We start from the raw sequence: 26,732 nt of genomic DNA, 5'->3' as shown, positions 1-26,732 counted from the left end.
AACTAAATATTTACAAAATTTCGAATCGTTTCTAAAGCGCGTGCTGCGTACGCTTCATTTCGTTCTGCTTTCTTTTTAATCTTCTTCTCTAACGGTGCAAATAGACCGAAGTTCGCATTCATCGGTTGGAAGTTTTTAGCGTTCGTTGCCGTAATGTAATTTGCCATGCTACCCATCGCAGTTACTGGCGGTAATACAACTGGCTCTTCACCTTGCACAAGACGCGCAGCATTAATTCCTGCTAATAATCCTGATGCTGCTGATTCAACATATCCCTCTACTCCAGTCATTTGACCAGCGAAGAATAAATCATCCCGTTGTTTATATTGATACGTTGGACGAAGCAAATTAGGTGAATTAATAAACGTATTACGATGCATTACACCATAACGTACAATCTCTGCATTTTCCAATCCTGGAATTAACTGTAGCACTTCTTTTTGCGGTCCCCACTTTAAATGTGTTTGGAAACCTACGATATTGTATAAAGTTCCCGCTGCATCATCTTGACGTAACTGAACAACAGCATATGGCGTTTTCCCTGTTTTTGGATCTTCCAATCCAACAGGTTTCATAGGTCCAAATACTAACGTCTGTCTCCCTCTACTTGCCATAACCTCTACTGGCATACAACCTTCAAAGAAAATTTCTTTTTCAAACTCTTTTAAAGGCACTGTCTCAGCAGCAATTAGAGCCTCATAAAAACGATCAAACTCTTCTTCTGTCATTGGGCAATTTAAATATGCAGCTTCACCTTTATCATAACGCGATTTTAAATATACTTTATTCATGTCAATGCTGTCTTTTTCTACGATTGGGGCTGCAGCATCATAGAAGTAGAAATAATCTTCTCCTGTTAATTCTTTCAATTTTGCAGAAAGATCAGGAGATGTTAATGGACCTGTAGCAATAATTGTCGGTCCCTCTGGAATATCTGTAATTTCTTCATTCATTACAGTTACATTTGGATGGTTCTTTACGTATTCTGTTACTTTAGCTGCGAACTCATGACGGTCTACAGCTAAAGCGCCTCCAGCTGGTACAGAGCACTCATCCGCCGCACGAATAATTACAGAATCCATTAAGCGCATTTCCTCTTTAATAACTCCAACTGCATTTGTTAAAGTGTTTGCACGAAGTGAGTTACTACATACTAATTCAGCGAATTTATCTGTGTGATGAGCTGGCGTTTGCCTTACCGGTCTCATTTCATATAATCTAACTTGGACACCACGTTTTGCAATTTGGTAAGCTGCTTCACTTCCTGCAAGACCTGCGCCAATGACGTTTACTACTTGTGTTGTCATTTATATCACCTTTCCTTTTCTTCCCGAAAAAAATGTGAGCAGTTACGCTCACATTTGTTGTTCTTCTTCATAATCGCACGAAATACATTGTACTTGCACGCCTTTTTTCAACTTTTTCTCTACAAGCATGCCTTCGCACTTCGGACACTTACGACCAATTGGCTTATCCCAAGATACAAAGTCGCATTCCGGATACGTACCGCACCCATAGAAAAGACGTTTCTTTTTATTACTACGGCGTTCAATAATTTGACCCTTATCACACTTTGGACAAGTAACACCGATTTCTTTCACAATCGGCTTTGTATTACGACAATCTGGGAAATTCGAGCAAGCCATAAATTTCCCGTATTTACCCATTTTAAAGACCATTGGGTGATTACATAATTCACAATCTTCCCCAGCTGGTTCATCTTTAATTTCCACTTCACGCATTTCTTTTTCCGCTTTTTCTAAACGCGGTTCAAAACCTACGTAGAAATCATCAACAATTTTTACCCAATTCGCATTTCCTTCTTCTACTTCATCAAGGCTTTGCTCCATATTGGCAGTAAATTCAATGTTAATAATTTCTGGGAAAAACTCTAAAATAAGTTCAATTACTATTTCACCAAGTTCAGTCGGAACGAAGCGTTTATTATCCAAGCCTACATACCCACGCTTTTGAATCGTTTCAAGTGTAGGTACATATGTCGACGGTCTTCCAATTCCAAGTTCTTCAAGTGTTCTTACTAGGCGAGCCTCTGTATAGCGCGGAGGAGGTTGTGTAAAATGTTGCTTTGGTTCTAAATCCTTTGAAAATACAGTTTCCCCTACTTCTAAAGGCGGCAACATCTTATCCTTTTCTTCAGCACCATCATCTTTTGACTCTACATACACTTTCATAAATCCTGGGAACTTTACAACCGATCCACTTGCACGGAACTGAACATTGTTATTAATGAGTCTCGCTGTCACAGTATCCATTATAGCAGACGCCATTTGACTTGCAACAAATCGCTCCCAAATCAATTTATATAATCGAAGTTGATCACGACCTAAGAAACTTTTTAGTTCCTCTGGCTTTCTCATTACCGAAGTAGGACGAATTGCCTCATGCGCATCTTGTGCATTTGACTTTTTCGTTTCTTTCTTCTTTTCTGTTCCTATGTATTCCGTACCATACGCTTCAGTGATGTAAGTACGAGCCTCTGTTTGAGCTGTTTCTGAGATACGTGTTGAATCAGTTCTCATATACGTAATAAGACCTACAGTTCCTTGTTTTCCAAGATCTATCCCTTCATACAATTGCTGTGCAAGCATCATTGTTTTCTTTGCTCGCATGTTTAACTTACGGGCTGCTTCTTGTTGCAAGGAAGATGTTGTAAACGGTAATGCAGGGTTACGTTTTCGCTCTTTGCGCGTTACATTGTCAACTGAAAACGCATTGTCTTTCATCTGTTCAATTATTTCATTCACTTGCGTTTCATTTGTTAATTGAACTTTTTCACCATCTACACCGTAAAAGCTTGCTTCAAATGTGTCTTTTCCTTTTACAAATTCTGTTTTAATTGTCCAGAATTCTTCAGGTTCAAAGTTTTGAATTTCCCTTTCACGCTCGATGATTAAACGAACTGCTACAGATTGTACACGTCCTGCACTTAATCCTTTTTTTACTTTCTTCCATAATAAAGGACTAATATTGTAACCAACAAGACGATCAAGTATACGTCTTGCTTGTTGTGCATCCACTAAATCCATATTAATTGCACGAGGATGTTTAAATGATTCTTTGATTGCATCTTTCGTAATCTCATTAAACACAACCCGACAATCTGATTCAACGTCCACATTTAACGTATTCGCTAAATGCCAAGCAATCGCTTCCCCTTCACGATCTGGATCGGCCGCGAGATAGACTTTCTTTGCTTTTTTGGCCGCTGATTTTAAATCTTTTAAGACGGGACCTTTACCACGAATGGTAATATACTTCGGGGTGAAGTTGTTCTTTACTTCTATCCCCATTTGACTTTTTGGCAAATCGCGAACATGTCCCATAGACGCGACAACTTTGTATTTTTTCCCTAAATATTTCTCAATGGTCTTCGCCTTAGAAGGCGACTCCACGATTACGAGGTAATCTGACATGCTAGTGCCTCCTTAAGAGGTGGATTCAAGTCTTCATTAATCTTATTGATTTCTCTTGTTTTTGTCAATCAAGAATGAATATACCATACAGTGCCAATCTACCATTTGTCAATAATTGTTTAATAAAAACATAAAAATATAAGGTTAATTTAAAATCTCTTCCAAGATATCTTCTGCATTTCTTACTAGTTTTGCTCCTTGCTGAATAAGATGATTCGTTCCCGATGCCCCCTCTATAAATATAGGTCCAGGAAGCGCAAACACCTCTCTATTTTGCTCTAACGCAAGGTCCGCAGTAATAAGTGTTCCACTTCTCGATTTCGCTTCTACAACTAAAACACCTTTACTTATGCCACTAATAATCCTGTTCCTTTTTGGAAAATACCATTTTTTCGGTGCATAGTGCGGCGGATACTCTGTCAATAACAATATATATTCCTTCCACATTTCATATAAATGTCTATTTTCTTTCGGATACATAAAAGACAATCCATGCCCTAATATCGCAATAGTCGGGCAATGATGCCTTACTGTAATCTCATGAGACATTGTATCTATCCCTTTTGCAAACCCACTGACAATAAGCCACTCTCTTTCTAATAAAGGGTGTAAAATAAACTTCAAACTCTCATGACCATATAATGATGGTTCTCTCGTTCCAACAACTGCTAATTTATTTACTTTATTCAGGAAATCTTTCTCTCCTTTTCCATATAAAACGAAGGGAGGGTCTTGTATTTCACGTAATAATTGCGGATAATCTTCATCCCATACCGTTATATAAAAAATACGATTTTTCTCTAAATAAGATATATATTGCGGAAGATTTGAACTTTGAAGAAATTTTACTAGTTCTGAAGATTTTTCCGAGGACATTCCAGTGTAGTGTTCCATTTGTTTTTCGTTAAAATTATATATGTTCTTTAATTCTGGATCGACATATATTAGCCTCTCCATCGCTTTCCAATAATCTGCTAGCAAGTAATGAACATGTAATAATCTCTCTCTTTTCATCTTGATTCTCCTTACCCATAATTTTTATTATGTAAACAGAAAAAAGTGTAAAAAGACACCCTCAAGTAAGAAGGTGTCTTTCAACAGATTAATAGTTTTTACAAGTCTCAAATAAACCTTTTTCTTTTAAAACAGAGATTAGCGTTTCTCCCATAACTGCTGGAGTTTCAGCTACTTTAATGCCACAAGCTTCCATTGTTTTAATCTTTTCAGCAGCAGTTCCTTTACCGCCAGAAATGATTGCACCAGCATGGCCCATACGTTTACCAGCAGGCGCTGTTTGACCACCAATGAAGCCTACAACAGGTTTTGTCATATTAGCTTTTACCCATTCAGCTGCCTCTTCTTCTGCTGTACCGCCGATTTCACCAATCATAATTACAGCATGTGTTTCTTCATCTTCATTAAATGCTTTTAAAGCATCAATAAAGTCTGTACCGTTAACAGGGTCTCCGCCGATACCTACAGCAGTAGATTGGCCAATACCTTCTTGTGTTAACTGATGTACAGCTTCATAAGTTAATGTACCAGAGCGAGATACGATACCAACATGACCTTTTTTATGAATATACCCTGGCATAATACCAATCTTACATTCATCTGGTGTGATTACACCTGGGCAGTTTGGTCCAAGTAAACGTGTATGTTTACCCGCCATATATCTCTTTACGTTTACCATATCTAATACAGGAATCCCTTCAGTAATACATACTACTAAATCAATTTCTGCATCAACAGCTTCCATAATTGCATCTGCCGCAAAAGCGGGTGGAACGTATACAACTGAAGCGTTTGCGCCTGTTGCTTTCACTGCATCTTCTACTGTATCAAATACTGGTACACCTTCAATATCAGTGCCGCCCTTACCTGGTGTTACACCACCGACAATTTTCGTACCGTATTCAATCATTTGTTTTGTATGGAATAAACCTTGAGAACCTGTAATACCTTGAACAATAACTTTTGTATCTTTATTAACTAATACGCTCATTTTTCTCCCCCGCTTTCTATTAGCCCACTAGTGAAACAATTTTTTGTGCACCGTCTGCCATAGATTCTGCTGCAACAATATTTAAGCCAGACTCATTTAAAATTTTCTTACCTAGTTCTACGTTTGTACCTTCAAGACGTACAACTAAAGGTAACTCAAGACCTACTTGTTTCGTTGCTTCAATAACACCTTCTGCAATAACATCACACTTCATAATCCCACCAAAAATGTTAACGAAGATACCTTTTACATTTTTGTCAGAAAGGATAATTTTGAATGCTTCTGTAACTTTTTCTGCAGTTGCACCGCCACCAACATCTAAGAAGTTAGCTGGGTCACCGTGGTAATGTTTAATGATATCCATTGTAGCCATCGCTAAACCTGCACCATTAACCATACAACCGATATTTCCATCTAAAGGAATGTAGTTTAAGTCGTATTTTGAAGCTTCAATTTCTTTTGAATCCTCTTCATCAAGATCACGAAGCTCTAAAATGTCTTTATGGCGATATAACGCATTAGAATCAAAGTTTAATTTTGCATCTAATGCCATAACTTTACCTTCGCCTGTTGTAACAAGTGGGTTAATCTCAGCGATAGAGCAATCTTTTTCGATAAACGCACGATATAAGCCCATCATAAACTTCACAGCTTGTCCTACAAGCTCTTTTGGAATATTGATGTTAAATGCAATTCGGCGCGCTTGGAAACCTTGTAAGCCTACTGCTGGATCAATATATTCTTTAAAGATTTTTTCAGGTGTTTTTTCTGCTACTTCTTCAATTTCTGTTCCGCCTTCTTCAGACGCCATTAAAACAACTTGAGAAGTTGCACGATCTAAAACTAGACCTACATAATATTCTTTTTTAATATCGCAACCTTCTTCGATAAGTAAGCGTTTTACTTCCTTACCTTCAGGACCTGTTTGATGTGTCACAAGTGTAGTTCCTAAAATGCTTTCTGCATATGTACGAACTTCATCTAAATTTTTTGCAACTTTTACTCCGCCAGCTTTGCCGCGTCCACCAGCGTGAATTTGTGCTTTCACTACACATACATCTGTTCCTAATTCTTTCGCTGCTTCTACAGCTTCTTCTACTGTAAATGCAACCTTCCCGTTCGGAACGCTAACCCCATAGCTTCTAAGGACTGCCTTACCTTGGTACTCATGGATATTCATGGTCCCATCCTCCCCTGTTTTCCTGTTTTACTCGAAAAGTTTTTTAATGTTTAAAAAACATTACATTGCCATTGTATAAGATGATTGGCACGCTGTCTACAATAAAGTGTCAGAAAACTGAAATCGCTTTATTCTTTTTCGAAAATAGTAATGTTTATATGCCAAAATAAAAAAATAAGCTGTATATTTACAGCTTATTTTTGAATCATATCTTTAATTGGTGCGAATGACTTGCGGTGTTCATCTAGTACTCCATGCACTTGAATTGCCTCTAGATGTTGCTTTGTGCCATATCCCATATGTTGCTCAAATCCATATTCAGGATACTTCTCTCCCAGTTCTTTCATCATACGATCTCTCGTTACTTTTGCGATAATGGATGCTGCTGAAATCGAAACACTTTTCGCATCACCTTTAATAATTGATGTTTGCGGAATTGGTGTAGGAAGCTTCATCGCATCAATTAATAAATGTTGGGGTGTACAAGATAAATTTGCAACTGCATCTAACATCGCTTGTTTCGTTGCTTGGTAAATATTAATGTCATCAATAACTTGCGGTGATACAATTCCTACTCCAATTGCAATTGCTTGTACTTTTATTTCATCATAAAAACGCTCACGTTTCGCTTCACTCAACTTTTTCGAATCATTTAACCCTGGAATATAAAAATCCTCAGGAAGAACGACAGCTGCCGTCACAACAGGCCCAGCCAATGGCCCGCGCCCTACTTCATCAATACCCGCGATATATGTGACCCCTTTTTCACGCAAAGCATTTTCATACTTGGACATTTCAAAAAACTTCTCTTTTTCTTTCTGTTCTAACTCTTTTTGTTTATACCACTTCAAAACGAGCTTTTGAACACCTTTTCGATCATCTTTCATTAACAGTTGAAAGCGATCATCTTCTTCATTCATAATTTCTTTCAATACATTTTCCGCTTCTTTTATCGTCATAGTTTGCATTTATACAAGCTCCTTTTTAAACATATCCAAAAAGAAAAGACGCACAAACGCACGTCTTATACTTCTTCTATTTTTTCCACATCTTCTACTTGCTCTGCAAACTCTTCCGGTGTTTCAAACGTCATTTTTCCAAGTTTGCCACCACGAAGCTCACGAAGCACAAGCTCAGATGTCTTATCATAATCAATCATTCCGCCGCCCATTAAGCAGCCTCTATTTTTTCCAATTGCATCGAATAATTCCACAATATCTTCTGGAATCTCATTTAAATTATAGCGTTCTTTCAAGCGTTCTGGATAATGTTTCTCCATAAAACGTAATGCGTAAACAGCTACATCTTGTAAATTTAAAATTGAATCTTTAATTGCACCCGTTGTCGCTAAGCGAAGACCCACTAATTGATCTTCAAATTTAGGCCACAGAATACCTGGTGTATCTAACAATTCCATTTCCTTCCCAACTTTAATCCATTGTTGAGCTGTTGTCACACCTGGACGATCTCCTGTTTTAGCAATATTTTTCTTTGCCAATTTATTAATCAATGTAGATTTACCAACATTTGGTATACCTACAATTAATGCACGAATCGCTCTCGGTCTAATACCTTTTGCAACCATTTTATCAAATTTTTCTTTAACAAGCACTTTACAAGCTGCTGCAATTTCCTTCATACCTTGTCCAGCTTGCGCGTTAATTGAAATTGCCATATGGCCTTTTTCTTTAAAATATGCGATCCATTGTTTTGTTAAACGATCATCTGCCATATCCGCTTTATTTAAAACAACAAGCCTTGGCTTATGTGTAATGATTTCATCAATCATTGGGTTTCGAGATGATAATGGTAATCGAGCATCTACAAGTTCAATTACAACATCAATTAATTTTAATTTCTCCGTTACTTGGCGTCTAGCCTTCGCCATATGCCCTGGAAACCATTGAATTACCATGTTGCCACCTTCTTTTTCATTTATTTCACAATACGTGCGTCTTCTAACGGCCAATATAACATATTAGCTTTACCAATTACTTGATCCATTGAAATCGTACCGATTGAACGGCTATCTTTACTAAAACGACGATTATCACCTAAAACAAATAATTGATCTTTTGGAACGGTTTTCTTGCCTGTCATTTCTTCAAGATTAAAATCATATGTAAGCGGTCCGTCAGCAATTTGCTTTTTCTGCTTGTCTAAATACGGCTCCTCATAAGCCTTTCCGTTAACATACAGTTTATCATTACGATACTCTATTTCATCGCCTGGCAGGCCTATAATGCGCTTAATGTAATCTTTATCTTCTGTTGCTCGAAATACGATAATATCAAAGCGTTTTGGATCTCCAATGTGATAACCAATTTTATTCACAATCATTCGATCACGATCATGTAAAGTAGGTGCCATCGATACCCCGTCTACGAGAATTGGCGCAAAGAAAAACTGTCTAATAACACCAGCTAATACAACAGCAATCAAAATTGCTTTAATCCATTCCCAAAGTGAACTCTTCTCTTTTTTCATGCATTTCCCCTCCACGGTTATGTAAACTGCTCGTATTATACCAAAATTTCATATAGATTGGAAAAAGGGAGCTTGTGCATTTACAAGCTCCCATACATGTCTTATCGAATTTCTTTAATACGTGCTTTTTTACCGCGAAGGTTACGTAAGTAGTATAACTTAGCACGACGTACTTTACCACGGCGAAGTACTTCGATTTTCGCGATTCTTGGCGTGTGAACTGGGAATGTACGCTCAACACCTACACCGTAAGAAATCTTACGAACTGTGAATGTTTCACTGATTCCGCCACCACGACGTTTAATTACAACACCTTCGAAAAGCTGAATTCTTTCACGAGTTCCCTCAACAACTTTTACGTGTACACGTAAAGTGTCACCAGGACGGAATGAAGGAAGGTCAGTTTTTAATTGGCCTTTTGTAATTTCTGCGATTAATTGTTGCATATTAAATTCTCTCCTTTAAACAGATGCTCTTATAAAGTCTTAATAAATTACAGCGGAACATCGTTAATACGGCTACTGATTTCAGTAGCACAAATGTTATAATAGCATATTACTAGGCCTGTTGCAATAGCAAATATATGAAGTTATTACTGCTCTCGCTTTATTTCCTCAAGCCATTTTTTCTCTTGTTTAGATAACTCTCTCTCATCTAATAAATCAGGTCTACGCGTATACGTTCGGCGCAAAGATTCCTTATGTCGCCATTCATCAATGTTTTTATGATTCCCTGACATTAATACATCCGGTACCTTCATACCACGAAAATCAGCTGGACGTGTATAATGAGGATGCTCTAATAAACCTGTACTAAACGAATCCTCTACTTGTGAAGCATGATTTCCTAGCACACCTGGCAAGAGACGTACCACACTATCAGTAATAACCATAGAGGCTAATTCTCCGCCCGTTAATACATAGTCACCAATAGAAATCTCATCCGTTACGAGATGCTCACGAATTCGTTCGTCATATCCTTCATAATGCCCACATACGAAGATTAAATGTTCTTCCCCTGCAAGCTCTTCCGCTTTCTTCTGCGTAAATCTTTCGCCCTGCGGACACATTAAGACAACTCTCGGCTTACGCTCTGTCTCTTTCGTCAAATCTTCTACAGCATCAAAAATAGGCTGAGGAGTAAGCACCATACCAGCTCCTCCGCCGTAAGGATAATCGTCTACGCTATTATGCTTACTTGTTGTATAATCACGAAAGTTAACAACACGAAGGTTTACCGCTTCTTTTTCTTGCGCCTTCTTTAATATAGAAGATCCAAATACACCGGTAAACATGTCTGGAAACAACGTTAAAATATCAATTTTCATTATAGCAGCCCTTCCATTACATGAATGGTTACTAATTTATTTTCAATATTAACTTGAAGTACAACGTCATCGATATAAGGAATTAAGAGATCTTGACCCTTCGGGCGTTTAATTACCCAAACATCATTTGCACCAGGAGATAGAATCTCTTTGATTGTCCCTAGCGCTTCTCCTTCTTCCGTTACAACACTGCAACCAATAATTTCATGATAGTAGTATTCACCTTCAGCAAGTTCACCTAACTGCTCTTCTGGTACTTTTATTAAAGAACCTTTAAACTTCTCTACTTCATCTACATTGTTATATCCTTCAAATGTTAATAAATCGAATGTCTTATGTTGGCGATGAGAAGTTACCTTTACCGGAAGATAGTCTGTGCCTTTCTCATTCGATATGTATAGCGTGTTTCCTACTTTATATCGCTCTTCTGGAAAATCAGTACGAGAAATAACACGGATTTCTCCTCTTACGCCATGAGTATTTACAATTTTCCCTACGTTAAACCATTTTGTCATAAATAGTATGTCACCCCTGGTTTCTATATAAATTAAGCATCTCCATTTCACAGATGGAACATGCAATCTCTATTTAAATGTTAAAAAAGGGAGAGGAATAACTCCTCGCCCTTTTTACGTTTATTGAATTTCCAGTGTTACTTTTTCATCATTATGATGTCCCACTGAATACAAGAGCATTCGAATCGCTTTCGCAACTCTCCCTTGCTTTCCAATGACTTTTCCAACATCCTCAGGATGTACAGTTAATCGATACTTTATCTCTCCGTTCCAAAGTTCCTGTGTAACTTTTACATCTTCAGGATAATCGACAAGAGGCTTGACAATCGTCTCGACTAACTTCTTCATAGTCATTGCCTCAATTACTTACCTTGTTTAGATAAGTGGAATTTCTCCATGATACCTTGGTTAGAGAATAAGTTACGAACTGTATCAGATGGTTTAGCACCATTTCCTAACCATTTTAATGCTGCTTCTTCGTTGATCTTAACTTCAGCTGGTTGAGCAACTGGATTGTAAGTTCCGATTTCCTCAATGAAACGTCCGTCACGAGGAGAACGAGAATCTGCAACAACTACACGATAGAAAGGAGTTTTTTTAGCTCCCATACGTTTTAAACGAATTTTAACTGCCATTTATAAAGCACCTCCGAATTTATTTCACACAGATAATTATATTAGCAAAAAGACTATTGCTTTGTAAAGTATTTTTTCTTAACAGAGCCATCTTTTTTTCCTTACATGAATGGAAACTTCAATCCACCTAGTCCTTTTTTCTTACCTTTTTGCATTCCCGTCATCGTCTTCATCATTTTTTTCATGTCATCGAATTGCTTAATTAGACGATTGATTTCTTGTACAGTTGTACCGCTACCTTTGGCAATGCGCTTTTTGCGACTAGCATTGATTATTTCCGGTTGTTCTCGTTCTAATTTAGTCATAGAACGAATAATTGCCTCAATATGCCCAATTTGTTTTTCATCAACTTGCGCATTTTTCAGCCCTTTAATTTTATTTGCACCAGGAAGCATTCCTAACAATTCATCAAGCGGCCCAAGTTGGCGCACTTGTCCAAGTTGTTCTAGGAAATCGTCAAGCGTAAACGAAAGCGTACGCATTTTTTGCTCAAGTTCTTTTGCTTTCTCTTCATCAACTGTAGCTTGCGCTTTTTCAATCAATGTTAAGACATCGCCCATCCCTAAAATACGGGATGCCATACGCTCTGGATGGAACGCTTCAATTGCATCTAGTTTTTCACCCATACCAGCAAATTTAATCGGCGTGTTTGTTACAGCCTTAATAGATAATGCAGCACCACCGCGCGTATCACCATCTAATTTCGTTAATACAACACCTGTTAAACCTAACTGTTCATGGAAACTTTGTGCAACATTTACCGCGTCTTGCCCCGTCATCGCATCGACAACAAGGAAAATTTCATCCGGTTTCGCAACTTCTTTCACTTTCGCTAATTCATCCATTAATTCTTCATCAATATGCAGGCGACCCGCTGTATCGATTAAAACATAATCGTGATGATCTTCTTTTGCTTTTGCAATCGCTTGTTTCGCAATTTCAACAGGACTTACTTGATCTCCTAAAGAAAATACAGGCATGTCCAATTGCTTCCCTAATGTTTCAAGCTGTTTAATCGCTGCTGGACGGTAAATATCCGCTGCAACAAGCATCGGTTTACGATTATGCTTTTTACGAAGCAAATTCGCAAGCTTACCTGTCGTCGTTGTTTTACCCGCACCTTGCAGACCAACCATCATAATAACAGTCGGTGGCTTATTAGCAACAGCAATTTTGCTTTGCTCTCCGCCCATAAGTTCTGTAAGTTCTTCCTGTACAACTTTAATTACTTGTTGTCCAGGTGTCAAACTTTTCATTACATCTTGTCCGACAGCACGTTCAGACACACGCTTCACAAAATCTTTTACTACTTTAAAGTTAACATCCGCTTCTAAAAGAGCTAGACGAACTTCTCTCATCATTTCTTTCACATCGGCTTCAGAAACTTTTCCTTTGCCGCGGATTTTTTGCATTGTCTGTTGAAGTCGGTCGGCTAATCCTTCAAATGCCATATTGCCGCCCTCCTAATCTAATTTTTCGATAGCTTCAACAACTTGTTTCATTTCTTCATTCACATGCTCTTCTTCGCTGATTAGCTGTTTTAGCTTTGCAACAAGTCGCTGTCGCTCTTGAAACTTTTGAAGTAATACTAATTTTTCTTCATATTCTTCAAGCATCGCTTCAGTCCGTTTAATGTTATCATACACGGCTTGGCGACTTACATCAAATTCTTCCGCAATTTCACCAAGAGATAAATCATCTAGATAATAAAGCGACATATAACTTCTTTGTTTTTGCGTTAACAACGATTGATAAAAATCAAATAAATAGTTCATTCTCGTTGTTTTTTCGAGCATGTTGGATCATCCTTTGTTAAGTGATTTCCCTTTACATGAATTAGTTTACATGTAGTCCAAAAGAGTGTCAAGTTTTTTTCTTAACATCATATATTTTTTATAGAAAAAGAAGCGGAAATACCGCTTCTTTCGCTTATACTTCTTCTGTTTCTACTAAGTTCGCAAATAAACCATACACATATTGTTCTGGATCAAACTGCTGCAAGTCATCCATTTGCTCTCCTAATCCAACAAACTTCACCGGTACATCCATTTCGTTACGAATCGCTAATACAATACCACCTTTAGCAGTTCCATCTAACTTCGTTAAAACAATACCAGTTACATTCGTTGCTTCACGGAATGTTTTCGCTTGGCTTAAACCGTTTTGTCCCGTTGTCGCATCAATAACAAGCAATACTTCATGAGGAGCACCTGGTACTTCACGCTCAATTACACGCTTCACCTTCTCTAACTCTTTCATTAAGTTCACTTTATTTTGCAAGCGTCCTGCTGTGTCACATAGTAATACATCTACCTTACGTGCTTTCGCTGCTTGTACAGCGTCATACATAACCGCCGCTGGATCAGATCCAGATCCTTGTTTAATCACTTCTACACCAACGCGATCGCCCCATACTTCTAATTGTTCAATCGCTCCAGCACGGAATGTATCTCCTGCCGCCAATAGGACTGACTTACCTTCTGATTTAAACTTATGCGCCAGTTTACCAATTGTCGTCGTTTTTCCTACACCATTAACACCAACAAATAAAACGACCGTTAATTGGTCCTCTTGCATATTAATTTCGTTACTAAAATCGCTGTCACCTTTGTAAATTCCTACTAGTTTTTCTGAAATAACAGCTTGTACTTCTTTTGGATCTTGAATGTTACGACGTTGTACTTCTTCTTTCAATTGGTCAATTAATTCCATTACCGTCGCAACGCCAACGTCTGCACCGATTAAAATTTCTTCTAACTCTTCGAAGAAATCTTCGTCCACTTTACGGTAACGATACACTAAATCATTCACTTTATCCGCAAATGAATTTCTCGTTTTTTCTAATCCTTGTTTAAATTTCTCTGTAACTGTATCCGTTTGTTTTGAAATTTTTTCTTTTAGTTTTTTAAAAAAACTCATACTTTCCCATCCTTCCTATTCACTTGCAATAAGTTCTTCTCCGGCGTCTAAACGAACCGAAACAAGTTTAGATACCCCCGATTCTTGCATTGTTACACCGTACAACACATCAGACTCTTCCATTGTACCTTTTCTATGTGTAATTACAATAAACTGCGTCTCATCACTGAATTTCTTTAAATACTGTGCAAAACGAGCTACATTCGCCTCATCAAGGGCTGCCTCTACCTCATCTAGTACACAGAACGGTACTGGGCGTACTTTTAAAATACCAAATAAAAGCGCAATTGCTGTTAAAGCACGCTCTCCACCTGAAAGTAAACCTAAGTTCTGCAGTTTCTTCCCTGGCGGTTGTGCTACAATATCAATACCCGTATTTAGTAAATCCTCTGGATTAGTCATTACTAAATCCGCTCTACCGCCTCCAAATAATTCAGAGAATACCGATTGAAACTCCATTCTAATGCCTTCAAACGTAGTAGAAAAGCGTTTTTTCATTTCTTCATCCATTTCGGTAATAAGCTGGTGCAATGTCGCTTTCGCTTCTTCTAGGTCGTCTCTCTGCTCTAGTAAGAATGTATGACGCTCCGCTACACGTTCATATTCATCAATTGCCCCTAGGTTCACTGTACCTAACTCTTCTATGGATAATTTGATTAATTTTACTTTCTTACGCGCATCTTCTGCAGGCATTGTCATTGTATATTTTAGTTTTGCCGCTTCAAATGAAATCGTATATGTTTCACGTAAATGTTGTAATCTATTTTCCAACTCTACATCAAGTCGATTTATTCTCACTTCTTGATCTTTCAACATTTCAAGAATATATTTATGTTTACCTGTCGTTTCTTTCAAATGGTGCTCTAAATGTTCTACTCTCTCTTGCAACGATACACGTTGTTCACGACGAGAGCGAATTAATTCTGAAGTTTGATTACGATCATATGCTTTCTTCTCAATCATATTCGTAATTTGCTCTTCACCACTTGAATTAGATGTCATTTCTTGTTTTAAGAACGCTAAATCCTCTTTCGTTTTTACAAGTGTCGCATCCGTTTCTTCTTTTTCCTTCGTCAATCGTTCAACTTTTTCTTTTTGATTAGATAAGCGTTGTTGCTTTTCAGCTGCCAGCACTTTTAACTCAGTCATTTCTTTTTGAACTTTTTCTTTCGAAGAATGTTGCTCACTTTTTTGTTTTGTTAAAGCTACAATTTTACTATCTAACTTAGTGATTTCAGCTTGAAGATTCGTTAAAGCCCCTTCTAACTCCTCTTTACGCCCTTGCATTTTTACTCGATCTTGTAAAAAACCTTCAATCTCTAAATCATAAATAGACAACCGATCATTAATACGATGTTCTTCTAATTCTAAACGATTAATCTCTTCTCTTAATTTCTGCTCATCTACACGATCTGCTTCTACAGTTTGCCTTAGTTCGCGTATTTTCACTTCTTTTTCTTGAATCTCTTGTTTTACTGCTTTAACAAAGTTTTCTAACTTCGTTGTTTTTTCTTCCATATCAGTTAACTTGCGAGTCCACTCTTCCAGTTCACGTTGGCGTCCTAATAAAGAAGATTTCGCTTGTTTTACCGCCCCACCAGTCATAGAACCGCCAGGATTCACTACGTCACCTTCGATTGTTACAATACGATAACGGTATTGCAGTTGTTTCGCCAACTCATTTGCTCCACGTAAATCTTTCGCAACAATAACAGTACCTAATAAATTTGAAACTACATTTTCATATTTATTGTTGTACTGCACAAGTTCTGCCGCCACACCTACAAACGATGGGTGTTGATTTGCAATGCGTAATTGCTCAAATGATAACGATCTGCTTTTAATAACAGCTTGCGGTAAAAACGTTGCACGTCCATGTTTATTTTGCTTTAGAAATGCAATCGCATTACGAGCATGTTCCTCTGTTTGTACAACAATATGCTGCATCGCTGCACCTAGAGCGATTTCCATTGCAACTTCGTATTCTTTCGGTACCGTTAACAGTTCCGCAACAGCACCCTCGATACCTTGCAACCTATTTTCTCTAGCTTTCAATACTTCACGTACACCTTGATAGAATCCAGAATAATCTTCTTGCATCTCTTCAAGCATTTCTTTTCGAGAACGTGCCTGTTGCACAAATTGATATGCTTGATACAGTTTTGTTTCATTTTCACTATACTGCGTCTTACATTTCCCAAGCGCCGCCTCTGTCTTCTGTATATTTGAGAGAATGCCAGCTACTTTTTCTTTCGCTTGTTCGTAACTTTCTACAAGTTTCGTCTTTTTCGCTGTAATTTCCATACGCATTTCTACATATTTCGCATTCTCTTCATCTAGACGCTCGTTTTTAGACGTTTGCTGTTTCGATTGTTCTTCAATCATAGATAATTCATTACGATGACTAGCTTGTTGATTTAAAAGCTCAATATAGTCACCTTTTAAATTCTCAATCTGTTCCTCTAAATTGTCAGCAAAAGTAGCAAGCAGTTGCTCATTATCATGCAATTTTTGCTCCAACTCTTTTACTTCATTCACAAATTGCATTAAAGCTTCTGTACTTGACTCAATCTCACCATCGTAACTTTTAGCTTTCTCTGTTAATTCAACAATTAACTGCTCAAGTTGCGCACAATGCGTCGTAGCATTTTGCTTTCTCTCTTTTAACAACTCTCGCTGCCCTTCTAGTTTTTCTAGCTCTTTACTAGAAAGAAGAAGTACTTCTTGTAACGAATCTACAGACTCATCTACCGCCTGTAATTGTCCTCGTAATTCCTCAAGCTCTTCTTCACTTTTTTGTAAATTCGTTGACATTTTAGCTTCTTCGTTTTTATTATGCCCAAACTGATTTCGAAGCGCTTCCCATTTCTCATGCAGTTCTTCAATTTCATGGACAATAAGCGCAGCTTCTACTTTCTCTAATTCTTCTTTATTCTCAAGATAATCTTTCGCAATAGAAGCTTGTCTTTCTAAAGGTTCTACTTGACTACTTAATTCATGAATTATATCTTGTACACGATTTAAGTTTTCTTGTGTTTCTGCTAATTTTCCTTCAGCTTTCTTTTTGCGAAGTTTGTATTTTAATACGCCTGCCGCTTCTTCAAATACACCTCGACGCTCTTCTGACTTACTACTTAAAATCTCTTCCACTTTCCCCTGGCTAATAATTGAAAAAGCTTCTCTTCCCATACCAGAGTCCATAAATAAATCGATAATATCTTTCAATCTACATGATTGTTTATTAATATAAAAATCACTATCACCTGAACGAGATACACGACGTGTTACACACACCTCATTGTATTCAATTGGTAAACGTTGATCTTCATTATTTAAAGTTATTGTTACTTCAGCAACATTAACCGCTCTCCTCGTATCACTGCCTGCAAAAATAATATCCTCCATCTTTGCACCACGTAATGATTTTGCAGATTGTTCACCAAGTACCCAGCGAATTGCATCAGTAATATTACTTTTCCCGCTTCCATTAGGTCCTACTACAGAAGTTACACCTGGGACAAAATCAACAGATACACGCTCAGCAAAAGACTTAAACCCTGCTATTTCTAATCTTTTTAAAAACACGAAAGGCCTTCCTCCTATTCTCCGTCGTTATAAATGTTCTCTATATAAAAACAAATATTATACGGATTTACCTTCTTTTTCTTTATAAACAAAAAGAAAGTTTCATTCTATGCATAAGGAATCCCCCTCATTCAAAGGGGGATTCCTTATAGTTGTTCTTTTAATTTTTTCAATGCTTCTGCAGCAGCTTGTTGCTCTGCTTCTTTTTTCGACTTACCACTACCAAGACCTAAAGCTACGTTATTTAACGTAACACGTGACACAAATTCTCGATTGTGAGCTGGTCCTTTTTCTTGCAAAATTTGATACTCAACATTGCCACTGCCATCACGCTGAATCAATTCTTGCAACTGACTCTTATAATCCATCACATGAGAAAAAGCACCCTCATTAATTTTCGGATATACAATTTCTTTTAAGAATTCCCAAACTGTTTCTAGCCCTTGATCAAGATAAAGGGCACCAATAAACGCTTCAAAGACATCCGCTAATAAAGCTGGTCGTTCACGTCCACCTGTCATTTCTTCACCTTTTCCTAATAAAACAAGGCTGCCAAATGACAATTCGTTCGCAAAACGAACAAGAGATGGCTCACATACAATAGCTGCACGTAGTTTTGTTAACTCTCCTTCGCTCATTGTCGGATATTTTTGAAACAGATACTGTGATACAGTCAGTTCCAATACTGCATCTCCAAGAAATTCAAGACGCTCATTATCTTCATGCGGTTTTTTTCGATGCTCATTCACATACGATGAATGCGTAAATGCTTGAATCAATAATTTTTCATCTGTAAACGTAATACCTATCTTTTCTTGAAACACTTTAAATGCTTCACGATATTTTGTTTCGTATTTTTTTTCTCTATATTTTCGGTACGGCATAGGTCCCTCCAGATATAAGCCAGAAAGCCCCGCTAAAAAACGGGACTTCACTTAAGCATTATAGATGACTCTCTATGTAAGTCACAGCATCGCCAACAGTAGCAATCTTTTCAGCATCTTCATCAGAAATTTCCATTTCGAATTCATCTTCTAATTGCATTACAAGTTCTACTACATCTAGGGAGTCTGCTCCTAAATCTTCCTTGAAGCTTGCAGCTGGTACTACCTCAGTCTCTTCTACTCCTAAACGATCAACGATGATTTTTGTTACGCGCTCTAAAACATCTGCCATTCCATTCACCTCCCCTCAAATATTATATTAAATATTGACCAAAAAAACTAGGTGAAATCGATTCTTTTATTACATTACCATACCGCCATCAACATTTAACGTTTGACCTGTAACATATTTGCTTTGATCAGAAGCAAAAAACGTTACAGCATTCGCGATATCTTTCGCTTCACCAAATTGAGCAGCTGGAATAACTTTTAACATTTCAGCTTTAATATTCTCATCTAGTACATCCGTCATATCAGTCGCAATAAAGCCCGGCGCAATTGCATTCACTGTAATATTTCGACTTGCTAACTCTTTTGCAGATGTTTTTGTTAATCCAATAACACCCGCTTTAGCAGCAACATAATTAGCTTGTCCTGGGTTTCCTATGACACCAACAACAGAAGCGATATTTATAATTCTACCATGACGTTGACGCATCATATAACGAGATACTGCTTTTGTACATAAGAATACACCTTTTAAGTTTGTATTAATAACTGTATCCCATTCTTCTTCTTTCATACGCATTAATAAATTATCTTTCGTTACACCAGCATTATTTACAAGAATATCAACTTGTCCAAATGTATCTACTGTTTGTTTCACCATATTTGTAACATCATCAGCATTTGCAACATCTGCTCTTACCGCAATTGCATCAGAACCTAATTTTTTAATTTCATCTACTACTTCATTTGCTTTTTGTTCATTGCCAGCATAATTTACTACAACATTTGCCCCTTGTTTCGCTAAATCGATCGCAATCGCGCGACCAATTCCACGTGAAGCGCCAGTTACTAATGCTACCTTCCCTTTTAACATCAGTTTTCTCCTCTCAAATTTGAAATGGTATCTTTTAATGTCTCTTCATCGTATATCGCATATGCTTTTACTGATGAATCAATTGACTTCATAAGTCCAGCAAGTACTTTTCCAGGTCCAATTTCAATAAATGTATCTACTCCCTGCTTCACCATATATTCAATAGACGGGTACCATAATACAGGCGAATAAAGCTGTTCGATTAACTTTTCTTGAATGTCTGCACCACGTGTAATAACTTCCGCTGTAACATTTGCAATAACAGGAATATTCGTGTCATGAATTGTAATTTCATTTAAAACACTTTGGAACTTCTCAGCTGCCGGCTTCATAAGTGAAGAATGGAATGGCCCACTTACTTTTAGTGGAATCGCTCTCTTTGCACCATTTTCTTTCGCTCTTTGAGAGGCAACCTCTACGCCTTGCTTCGTTCCAGAAATTACAATTTGCTTCGTACTATTCATATTAGCGATTTGCACTGCATATCCTTCACTTGTTACTTCTTCTGTAACTTGTTTCAGCATATGTGGGTCAGCACCTAATATAGCTGCCATTGCGCCTTCCCCGCCCGGAACAGCTTCTTCCATATATTCCCCGCGTTTCCTTACAGCATATACAGCATCTTCAAAAGTTAATGCACCAGCTGCTACAAGAGCGCTATATTCACCTAAACTATGACCAGCGACAAAGTCAGGTGTAATGTCATACTCTTTCAAAGCTGTCAAAATAGCAAAACTCGTTGTTAATAATGCAGGCTGCGCATTTGTTGTTAATGTAAGCTTTTCCTGCGGTCCTTCAAAAATCACTTCTGAAAGTGAATCTTGCAACACCTCATCTGCTTTTGCAAACACTTTTGCAACCTCTTTATTATTCTCTGCTAATTGTTTACCCATTCCAACTGCCTGTGAACCTTGGCCCGGAAAAAGAAATGCTATTTTTCCCATTTCAAATCCTCCTCTTATTGGAGTGACTCTTTCTCCATTACGCTTGAAATCGTAGGAATTACTTCTTTCGCTACCATTTCTCTCGTTTGACGAATCGCACTAAATATCGACTGGTCATTAGAAGAACCGTGAGCCTTAATGACAGGTGCTTTCAATCCAAATAATGCAGCTCCGCCATACTCCGAATAATCCATTTTATCTTTTAATACCATAAGTTTTGGCTTTAATACCGCCGCTGCTAATTTGCTCGTAAATGAACTCATTAATTGTTCTTTCAACATAGAGAATAGCGCAAGTGCTGTTCCCTCTAATGATTTCAACGCTACATTCCCTGTAAAACCATCACATACAACAACATCTGCTACACCTTGCAATAAATCTCTTGATTCAACGTTCCCAACGAAATTAATTGGCGCATCTTTAAGCATTGCAAATACTTGCTTTGAAAGCTCGTTTCCTTTTCCATCCTCTGTTCCAACGTTTAATAGTCCAACGCGAGGATTTTCAATTCCTCTTACCTTCTCAGCATAAACAGATCCCATTACTGCATATTGATATAAATGAATTGGTTTTGCATCAACATTTGCTCCAACATCTAACATAACAAAACCTTTTCCATCTACAGTCGGCATTGTAGGCGATAAAGCTGGTCGCTCAATTCCTTCCATACGACCGACAACAAATAATCCAGCTGCCATTAAAGCTCCTGTACTACCTGCGGATATACAAGCGTCTGCTTCTCCATCCTTTACTTGTTGTGCCGCAAGCACCATTGAAGCTTGTTTTTTTCGACGAACCGCTCTTACTGGTTCCTCCGTTGATTCTATTTTTTCGTCTGTATGAAGAATAGTAATTCGTTCATCACTCGTTAAGTATTGACGAATTTCCTCTTCTTTCCCTACTAACGTAATATGTAAATCAGAATATTCCTTAATAGCTTTCATTGCCCCTAATACTACAGCCTTTGGAGCGTGATCTCCGCCCATTGCATCTATTGCGATTTTCATAAGTTGTTACCTTCCTCACTATAATTACTAGATCGATACATTTCAAAAGTGCCTGTAAAAACAAGTTCTTCTCCAACGAAGCTACGCACTTTGACAACCGTCCGTCCCTTATCATTCTCTACATCTTCAACGCGCGCTTTTGCAACAACACGCTCTCCTAATTTTACAGGGCGAATGTATCGAATGGTAGACTTTGCAGTTAAAGCTAATTCTTCATCAATAACCGCAACAGCTAGTGAGTTTGCTTGTGCAAACAGATGATGCCCACGGGCAATTTGATTTCTTTTAAATACATGTTCTACCTTTACTTCAAAGATAGAGATTGCATGTCTATCTAATTCAATATCAATAATTTCTCCAACAACCTCTTCTAACGGTAAAGATTTCACATCTTCTTCATGTTGCTTTGTAGCTACATGTTTAATTCTCTCTCTTAATTCAGGAATAGACAATTCCATACGATCAAGTCGTACTGTTTGTATACTCACTTGAAATTTTTCCGCTAAATCTTCATCCGTAATAAAAGGATTTGATTCGATTGTTTGTTGTAATAACTCTTGTCTTTCTTTTTTACTTCTTCTTTTTTTCATACCGCACCATCCATTTTTATGACTAGGTACTAACAGTAGTATATAATCATTAAAAGTAGAATGCAACAAAAACTTTTGTTGACTCCCTTTAATCGAGCTTCTCTCCTTGGAACACACCTGTCCCATCAAGATACGTACGCAAGGCAGCGTACTGATCATTGTGCCAAAACGCTTCTGAATCTACTAGTATCGCCGCATCTTGCCTTGCTGTTTCTAACGCTCGATAATCATGTACCATGTCAGCAACCTTAAATTCTGGTAAGCCACTTTGCTTACTCCCAAAGAAATCTCCAGGACCTCGTAATTCTAAATCTTTTTCTGACAATACAAATCCATCATTTGTTTCAGTCATTATGCGCATTCTTTCTTTCCCTGTTTCTGATTTAGGGTCTGCTATTAATAAACAATATGATTGTTCACTACCACGGCCGACACGCCCTCTAAGCTGATGAAGCTGCGATAAACCGAAACGTTCTGCATCATAAATAACCATTACAGTCGCATTCGGTACGTTCACACCTACTTCAACAACTGTTGTCGATACAAGAATTTGCACTTTATTTTCACTAAACTGTCCCATTATCTCTTCTTTTTCCTGTGACGATAATCTCCCATGCATCAATCCAACTTGGCATTTCCCTTGGTAATGATGCGTCAGCATACTATGTAAGTCGATAGCATTTTGCACATCAAGTTTCTCAGATTCTTCAATTAGAGGACAAATAACGTATGCCTGTCTTCCTTTTTTTATCTCCTTTTCAACAAAACCGAGAACGCGATCTAACATATCATGTTTTGCCCAATATGTTTCAATCACCTTTCTACCTGCTGGCATCTCATCGATTATCGAAACATCCATCTCTCCAAATGCAGTAATTGCAAGCGTACGCGGAATTGGTGTCGCTGTCATAAATAATACATCTGGACTTTCACCTTTCTCCCGTAAAACTCGGCGCTGCGCTACACCAAATCGATGCTGTTCATCTGTAATAACGAGACCCAACCTATGAAATATAACTTCATCTTGAATTAAGGCATGCGTTCCAACAAGAATATCTATTTCTCCTTGTTCTAACTTCGCTAAAATTTCTCGACGTCTCGCACCTTTAACAGAACTTGTTAACAGTTCCACCTTCATACCAAAATGCGAAAACGTTTCAGCAAGCGACTGATAATGTTGCTCAGCTAAAATTTCTGTAGGAACCATTAAAGCACCTTGATAATGAGCTAATTTCGATGCATAAAGGCCAATCGCAGCAACAACTGTTTTCCCAGAACCAACGTCACCTTGCAATAGTCGGTTCATCCGATAAGGAGATGTCATATCTTTCAAAATTTCATCTACAACTCGGCGCTGCGCACCCGTTAATGGAAACGGCAGTGCATCGATAAATTCTTGTAATTCTACTGACGGAATCTCTTTCTTCGTCCCTTTTGAATTTTCCCTCTCCATTTTCCGGAGCGTTTGCATTTTCAGCTGAAATAAGAAAAATTCTTCATATACAAAACGGCGACGCGCTTGCTTCAAATCTTCCTGTCCTACCGGAAAATGCAATGCCCTAAGCGCTTCATATCTTGGTAATAATTTATATCGCCCTAACAAACCATCCGGTAACACTTCGACTATAGAATCTCCATATTCCTTTAACGCTTGAGCAATAAAACGACGCATCTGTTTTACTGTAAGTTTCCCCTTTACTGAATAAACAGGTTCCACTTCTTGTTGACGTACAACCGGCCCAAAATGAAGTTCTGATACAGCAATTGTTTGACGATGTTGATCCCATTTACCAGTAATCGTTACCGTTTCATCTAACTTTAATTTTTGCTTATAGTAAGGCCTATTAAAACATACCGCCGTAATTAAATAACGACCGACGAGAACACGAACTGTTAAACGCGATTTCTTCTTACCATAATATTGCAGCAAAGGAGCACTATGAATCTTCCCTTCAACCGTTACACGTTCATCATGCTTTACTTCAGCAAGATCTTTCATCGCATAATCTTCATAACGGTATGGAAAATGTTCTAATAGATGAGAAACTGTATAAATACCCATCTCATGTAGTAACTCAGATGTTTCTCCTCCGATCCCCTTTACATCCGTAACAGGAACTTGTACAACATCATTCAAGATTCTCACACCCCGTCACATTATTTTCTTTATTGCATTTTATTTGAGTACCAATTAGCATCTGTAATCGCTCTCTTTCACCTTATATATTCTATCATAGGCATTCTAAGAGAAACTACTCAAATCCCTTATATAAAACAAGTAAAAAAGAGCCTCACTATTAGCAGCAAGGCTCTTTTCTCTCTTCAATATGCTAGCCTTTTGAATAAAAACTAGTAATAAACTTCATATTACTACTTCTTATCCATTAGCAAGTAAGTAATCAATTTATTTTCAAAACGAATCTTATCTTATTCTACAGAGAAGATGAAAGAATACACTGGCTGGTTTCCAGCATGCACTTCTACTTCTGCATCTTCAAATTTCTCTTCTACAAATTCAACTAACTCCGCTACTTCTTCGTCAGTTGCATCCTCACCTTGTAGAATCGTTACGATTTCAGAATCTTCATCAATAAGCGCTTCTAGCAATTGCTTCGCAGCTCCTACTTTTTCAGCATTTGTAGATACAATTTTCCCATCTGCAATACACATGAAATCATCTTTTTGAATTGCTACACCATCAATTTCCGTATCACGTACAGCATACGTAATTTGACCTGTTTTCACATGAGATAAAGCTTCTTGCATGTTTTCTTCATTCTCTTCTAACGTTCCAACTGGGTTAAATGCTAACATTGCTGCCATACCTTGAGGAACTGTTTTCGAACGAACAACAATAACTTCTTGATCTACAACTGATGCCGCTTGTTCTGCTGCCATTACAATATTTCCGTTATTCGGTAAAATAATGATTTTTTCAGCATTTGCTTCTTCAATTGCCTTCACGATATCCTCCGTACTTGGATTCATCGTTTGACCACCTTCGATAACTTTCGTTGCGCCGATGCTCTCAAATAAAGTTTTAATACCAGACCCCATAGCTACAGTTACGATACCATATGGTTGTTTTTCTTTCGATTGAGCTGGTTGTTCAGGAACCATAGTAGGTTCATCTAATAAAGCAGTATGCTGTTCACGCATATTTTCTACTTTAATCTTAATTAAACTACCGTATTTTTGCCCGTAGTTCATAGCGTCTCCAGGATGTTCTGCATGGATATGAACTTTTACAATTTCATCATCAGACACAACTAGTAGAGAATCACCATATACACTAATATCTTCACGGAATTTTTGTTCAGAGAAATTATGCTCTTTCACCTTTTCAGCCTCTAATTTCACCATGAATTCCGTACAATATCCATACTTAATATCTTCTGTACTCAATTGGCTTTGTACACTACGGTGATGTTCTGCGCGTACCATTTCATTCATAGATGGTTGCGTCGGTGCATCAGAAGAAATCGTTTCTCCTTTTAAGTCAGCTAAAAATCCTTCGTATACCACTACAAGACCTTTACCACCGCTATCTACAACGCCAACTTGTTTTAATACAGGTAATAAATCTGGCGTACGATTTAACGATGCGTTTGCTTCTTTCACAACGTCTTCCATAAACAAAACAAAGTCGCGCTGTTTTTTCGCAACTGTTACTGCATATTTACCCGTTTCTCTTGCAACCGTTAAAATCGTTCCTTCAATCGGTTTCATAACCGCTTTATAAGCCGCCTCTACTCCAGCTTCTAGTGCTGCAGCAAAATCAACTGTTGTTAATTCTTCTTTTTGTTCAATGGATTTAGAGAAACCACGGAACAACTGAGATAAAATAACTCCAGAGTTACCACGAGCTCCCATTAATAATCCTTTGGCTAAACTTACGCCGACTTTACCAGCATGCTGTGAAGGGTTTGCTTTCACTTCACGCGCACCTGAAGTCATAGATAAGTTCATGTTTGTACCGGTATCGCCATCTGGAACTGGAAATACGTTTAATGCATCAACAAGCTGAACATTGTTTGTTAAATTATTCGCTCCTTGCATGATCATTTGTGATAAACGTTTTCCATCAATTTTTTGAATTGACACAGATTTTCCTCCTT

At 37.8% G+C, this 26,732-nt stretch carries 25 protein-coding genes; all 25 read right to left on the bottom strand.

Annotated elements, in window-relative coordinates; genetic code table 11:
* Positions 1-2: 2 nt before the first annotated feature.
* Positions 3-1,307, bottom strand: coding sequence for an FADH(2)-oxidizing methylenetetrahydrofolate--tRNA-(uracil(54)-C(5))-methyltransferase TrmFO (trmFO, locus tag ACTFR8_RS13555; RefSeq protein ID WP_000213002.1), 1,305 nt, complete (start codon positions 1,305-1,307; stop codon positions 3-5).
* A gap of 48 nt (positions 1,308-1,355) precedes the next feature.
* A complete protein-coding gene (topA, locus tag ACTFR8_RS13550) occupies positions 1,356-3,434 on the bottom strand; it encodes a type I DNA topoisomerase (protein WP_001286960.1) in 2,079 nt (692 codons plus the stop codon).
* Between the two features lie 144 nt (positions 3,435-3,578).
* On the bottom strand, positions 3,579-4,448 hold the full coding sequence (gene dprA / locus ACTFR8_RS13545; RefSeq protein WP_000818058.1) for a DNA-processing protein DprA: 870 nt from the start codon (positions 4,446-4,448) through the stop codon (positions 3,579-3,581).
* Positions 4,449-4,536: 88 nt separating this feature from the next.
* Positions 4,537-5,439, bottom strand: a complete 903-nt coding sequence (gene sucD, locus ACTFR8_RS13540; protein ID WP_000115178.1) for a succinate--CoA ligase subunit alpha — start codon at positions 5,437-5,439, stop codon at positions 4,537-4,539.
* 19 nt (positions 5,440-5,458) lie between these two features.
* On the bottom strand, positions 5,459-6,619 hold the full coding sequence (gene sucC, locus ACTFR8_RS13535; protein WP_001020791.1) for an ADP-forming succinate--CoA ligase subunit beta: 1,161 nt from the start codon (positions 6,617-6,619) through the stop codon (positions 5,459-5,461).
* A 194-nt stretch (positions 6,620-6,813) separates the two neighbouring features.
* Complete coding sequence (locus ACTFR8_RS13530; protein ID WP_001194266.1) at positions 6,814-7,587, bottom strand: ribonuclease HII; 774 nt, start codon at positions 7,585-7,587, stop codon at positions 6,814-6,816.
* A 56-nt stretch (positions 7,588-7,643) separates the two neighbouring features.
* Positions 7,644-8,534, bottom strand: coding sequence for a ribosome biogenesis GTPase YlqF (gene ylqF, locus ACTFR8_RS13525; RefSeq protein WP_000236702.1), 891 nt, complete (start codon positions 8,532-8,534; stop codon positions 7,644-7,646).
* A 20-nt stretch (positions 8,535-8,554) separates the two neighbouring features.
* Entirely contained in the window at positions 8,555-9,106 is a 552-nt protein-coding gene (gene lepB / locus ACTFR8_RS13520; protein ID WP_000711853.1) for a signal peptidase I, read from the bottom strand.
* A gap of 101 nt (positions 9,107-9,207) precedes the next feature.
* A complete protein-coding gene (rplS, locus tag ACTFR8_RS13515) occupies positions 9,208-9,552 on the bottom strand; it encodes a 50S ribosomal protein L19 (protein ID WP_001186516.1) in 345 nt (114 codons plus the stop codon).
* Between the two features lie 146 nt (positions 9,553-9,698).
* Entirely contained in the window at positions 9,699-10,433 is a 735-nt protein-coding gene (gene trmD / locus ACTFR8_RS13510) for a tRNA (guanosine(37)-N1)-methyltransferase TrmD (RefSeq protein WP_000686903.1), read from the bottom strand.
* Positions 10,433-10,948: a ribosome maturation factor RimM gene (gene rimM / locus ACTFR8_RS13505; RefSeq protein WP_000170278.1), complete on the bottom strand. Its 516-nt coding sequence runs from the start codon at positions 10,946-10,948 to the stop codon at positions 10,433-10,435. Before rimM ends, trmD begins: the two co-directional genes overlap by 1 nt.
* A 120-nt stretch (positions 10,949-11,068) precedes the next feature.
* Positions 11,069-11,296 carry a KH domain-containing protein gene (locus tag ACTFR8_RS13500; protein ID WP_100619332.1) on the bottom strand — a complete coding sequence of 76 codons (228 nt, stop codon included), beginning with the start codon at positions 11,294-11,296 and terminating at the stop codon, positions 11,069-11,071.
* Between the two features lie 14 nt (positions 11,297-11,310).
* Complete coding sequence (gene rpsP, locus ACTFR8_RS13495; protein ID WP_000268750.1) at positions 11,311-11,583, bottom strand: 30S ribosomal protein S16; 273 nt, start codon at positions 11,581-11,583, stop codon at positions 11,311-11,313.
* Between the two features lie 101 nt (positions 11,584-11,684).
* Complete coding sequence (gene ffh / locus ACTFR8_RS13490) at positions 11,685-13,034, bottom strand: signal recognition particle protein (RefSeq protein WP_000863460.1); 1,350 nt, start codon at positions 13,032-13,034, stop codon at positions 11,685-11,687.
* Between the two features lie 12 nt (positions 13,035-13,046).
* On the bottom strand, positions 13,047-13,379 hold the full coding sequence (locus ACTFR8_RS13485) for a putative DNA-binding protein (protein ID WP_000891062.1): 333 nt from the start codon (positions 13,377-13,379) through the stop codon (positions 13,047-13,049).
* 133 nt (positions 13,380-13,512) lie between these two features.
* Positions 13,513-14,502 (bottom strand): signal recognition particle-docking protein FtsY, encoded by a 990-nt coding sequence (gene ftsY / locus ACTFR8_RS13480; protein WP_000007655.1) that lies wholly within the window; start codon positions 14,500-14,502, stop codon positions 13,513-13,515.
* A 15-nt stretch (positions 14,503-14,517) separates the two neighbouring features.
* Positions 14,518-18,087, bottom strand: coding sequence for a chromosome segregation protein SMC (smc, locus tag ACTFR8_RS13475; RefSeq protein WP_100619330.1), 3,570 nt, complete (start codon positions 18,085-18,087; stop codon positions 14,518-14,520).
* A 146-nt stretch (positions 18,088-18,233) separates the two neighbouring features.
* Positions 18,234-18,971, bottom strand: a complete 738-nt coding sequence (gene rncS / locus ACTFR8_RS13470) for a ribonuclease III (protein ID WP_001146875.1) — start codon at positions 18,969-18,971, stop codon at positions 18,234-18,236.
* 58 nt (positions 18,972-19,029) lie between these two features.
* Positions 19,030-19,263 (bottom strand): acyl carrier protein, encoded by a 234-nt coding sequence (gene acpP, locus ACTFR8_RS13465; RefSeq protein ID WP_000786062.1) that lies wholly within the window; start codon positions 19,261-19,263, stop codon positions 19,030-19,032.
* Between the two features lie 69 nt (positions 19,264-19,332).
* Complete coding sequence (gene fabG, locus ACTFR8_RS13460; RefSeq protein WP_000911773.1) at positions 19,333-20,073, bottom strand: 3-oxoacyl-[acyl-carrier-protein] reductase; 741 nt, start codon at positions 20,071-20,073, stop codon at positions 19,333-19,335.
* On the bottom strand, positions 20,073-21,017 hold the full coding sequence (fabD, locus tag ACTFR8_RS13455; protein WP_016118545.1) for an ACP S-malonyltransferase: 945 nt from the start codon (positions 21,015-21,017) through the stop codon (positions 20,073-20,075). The genes fabG and fabD overlap by 1 nt, the downstream gene beginning before the upstream one ends.
* Before the next feature lie 14 nt (positions 21,018-21,031).
* Complete coding sequence (gene plsX / locus ACTFR8_RS13450) at positions 21,032-22,024, bottom strand: phosphate acyltransferase PlsX (protein ID WP_000684100.1); 993 nt, start codon at positions 22,022-22,024, stop codon at positions 21,032-21,034.
* Positions 22,021-22,614: a transcription factor FapR gene (gene fapR / locus ACTFR8_RS13445; RefSeq protein WP_000747349.1), complete on the bottom strand. Its 594-nt coding sequence runs from the start codon at positions 22,612-22,614 to the stop codon at positions 22,021-22,023. The genes plsX and fapR overlap by 4 nt, the downstream gene beginning before the upstream one ends.
* An 88-nt stretch (positions 22,615-22,702) precedes the next feature.
* On the bottom strand, positions 22,703-24,751 hold the full coding sequence (gene recG / locus ACTFR8_RS13440) for an ATP-dependent DNA helicase RecG (protein ID WP_001000813.1): 2,049 nt from the start codon (positions 24,749-24,751) through the stop codon (positions 22,703-22,705).
* Between the two features lie 290 nt (positions 24,752-25,041).
* Positions 25,042-26,718 carry a DAK2 domain-containing protein gene (locus ACTFR8_RS13435; protein ID WP_000027129.1) on the bottom strand — a complete coding sequence of 559 codons (1,677 nt, stop codon included), beginning with the start codon at positions 26,716-26,718 and terminating at the stop codon, positions 25,042-25,044.
* Between the last annotated feature and the right edge of the window lie 14 nt (positions 26,719-26,732).

It is taken from the genome of Bacillus cereus group sp. MYBK15-3 (assembly GCF_051916765.1).
Taxonomy (GTDB): Bacteria; Bacillota; Bacilli; order Bacillales; family Bacillaceae_G; genus Bacillus_A; species Bacillus_A cereus.
The sequence above is the reverse complement of the archived record's forward strand: the minus strand, read 5'-3'. Positions and strand labels throughout refer to the sequence as shown.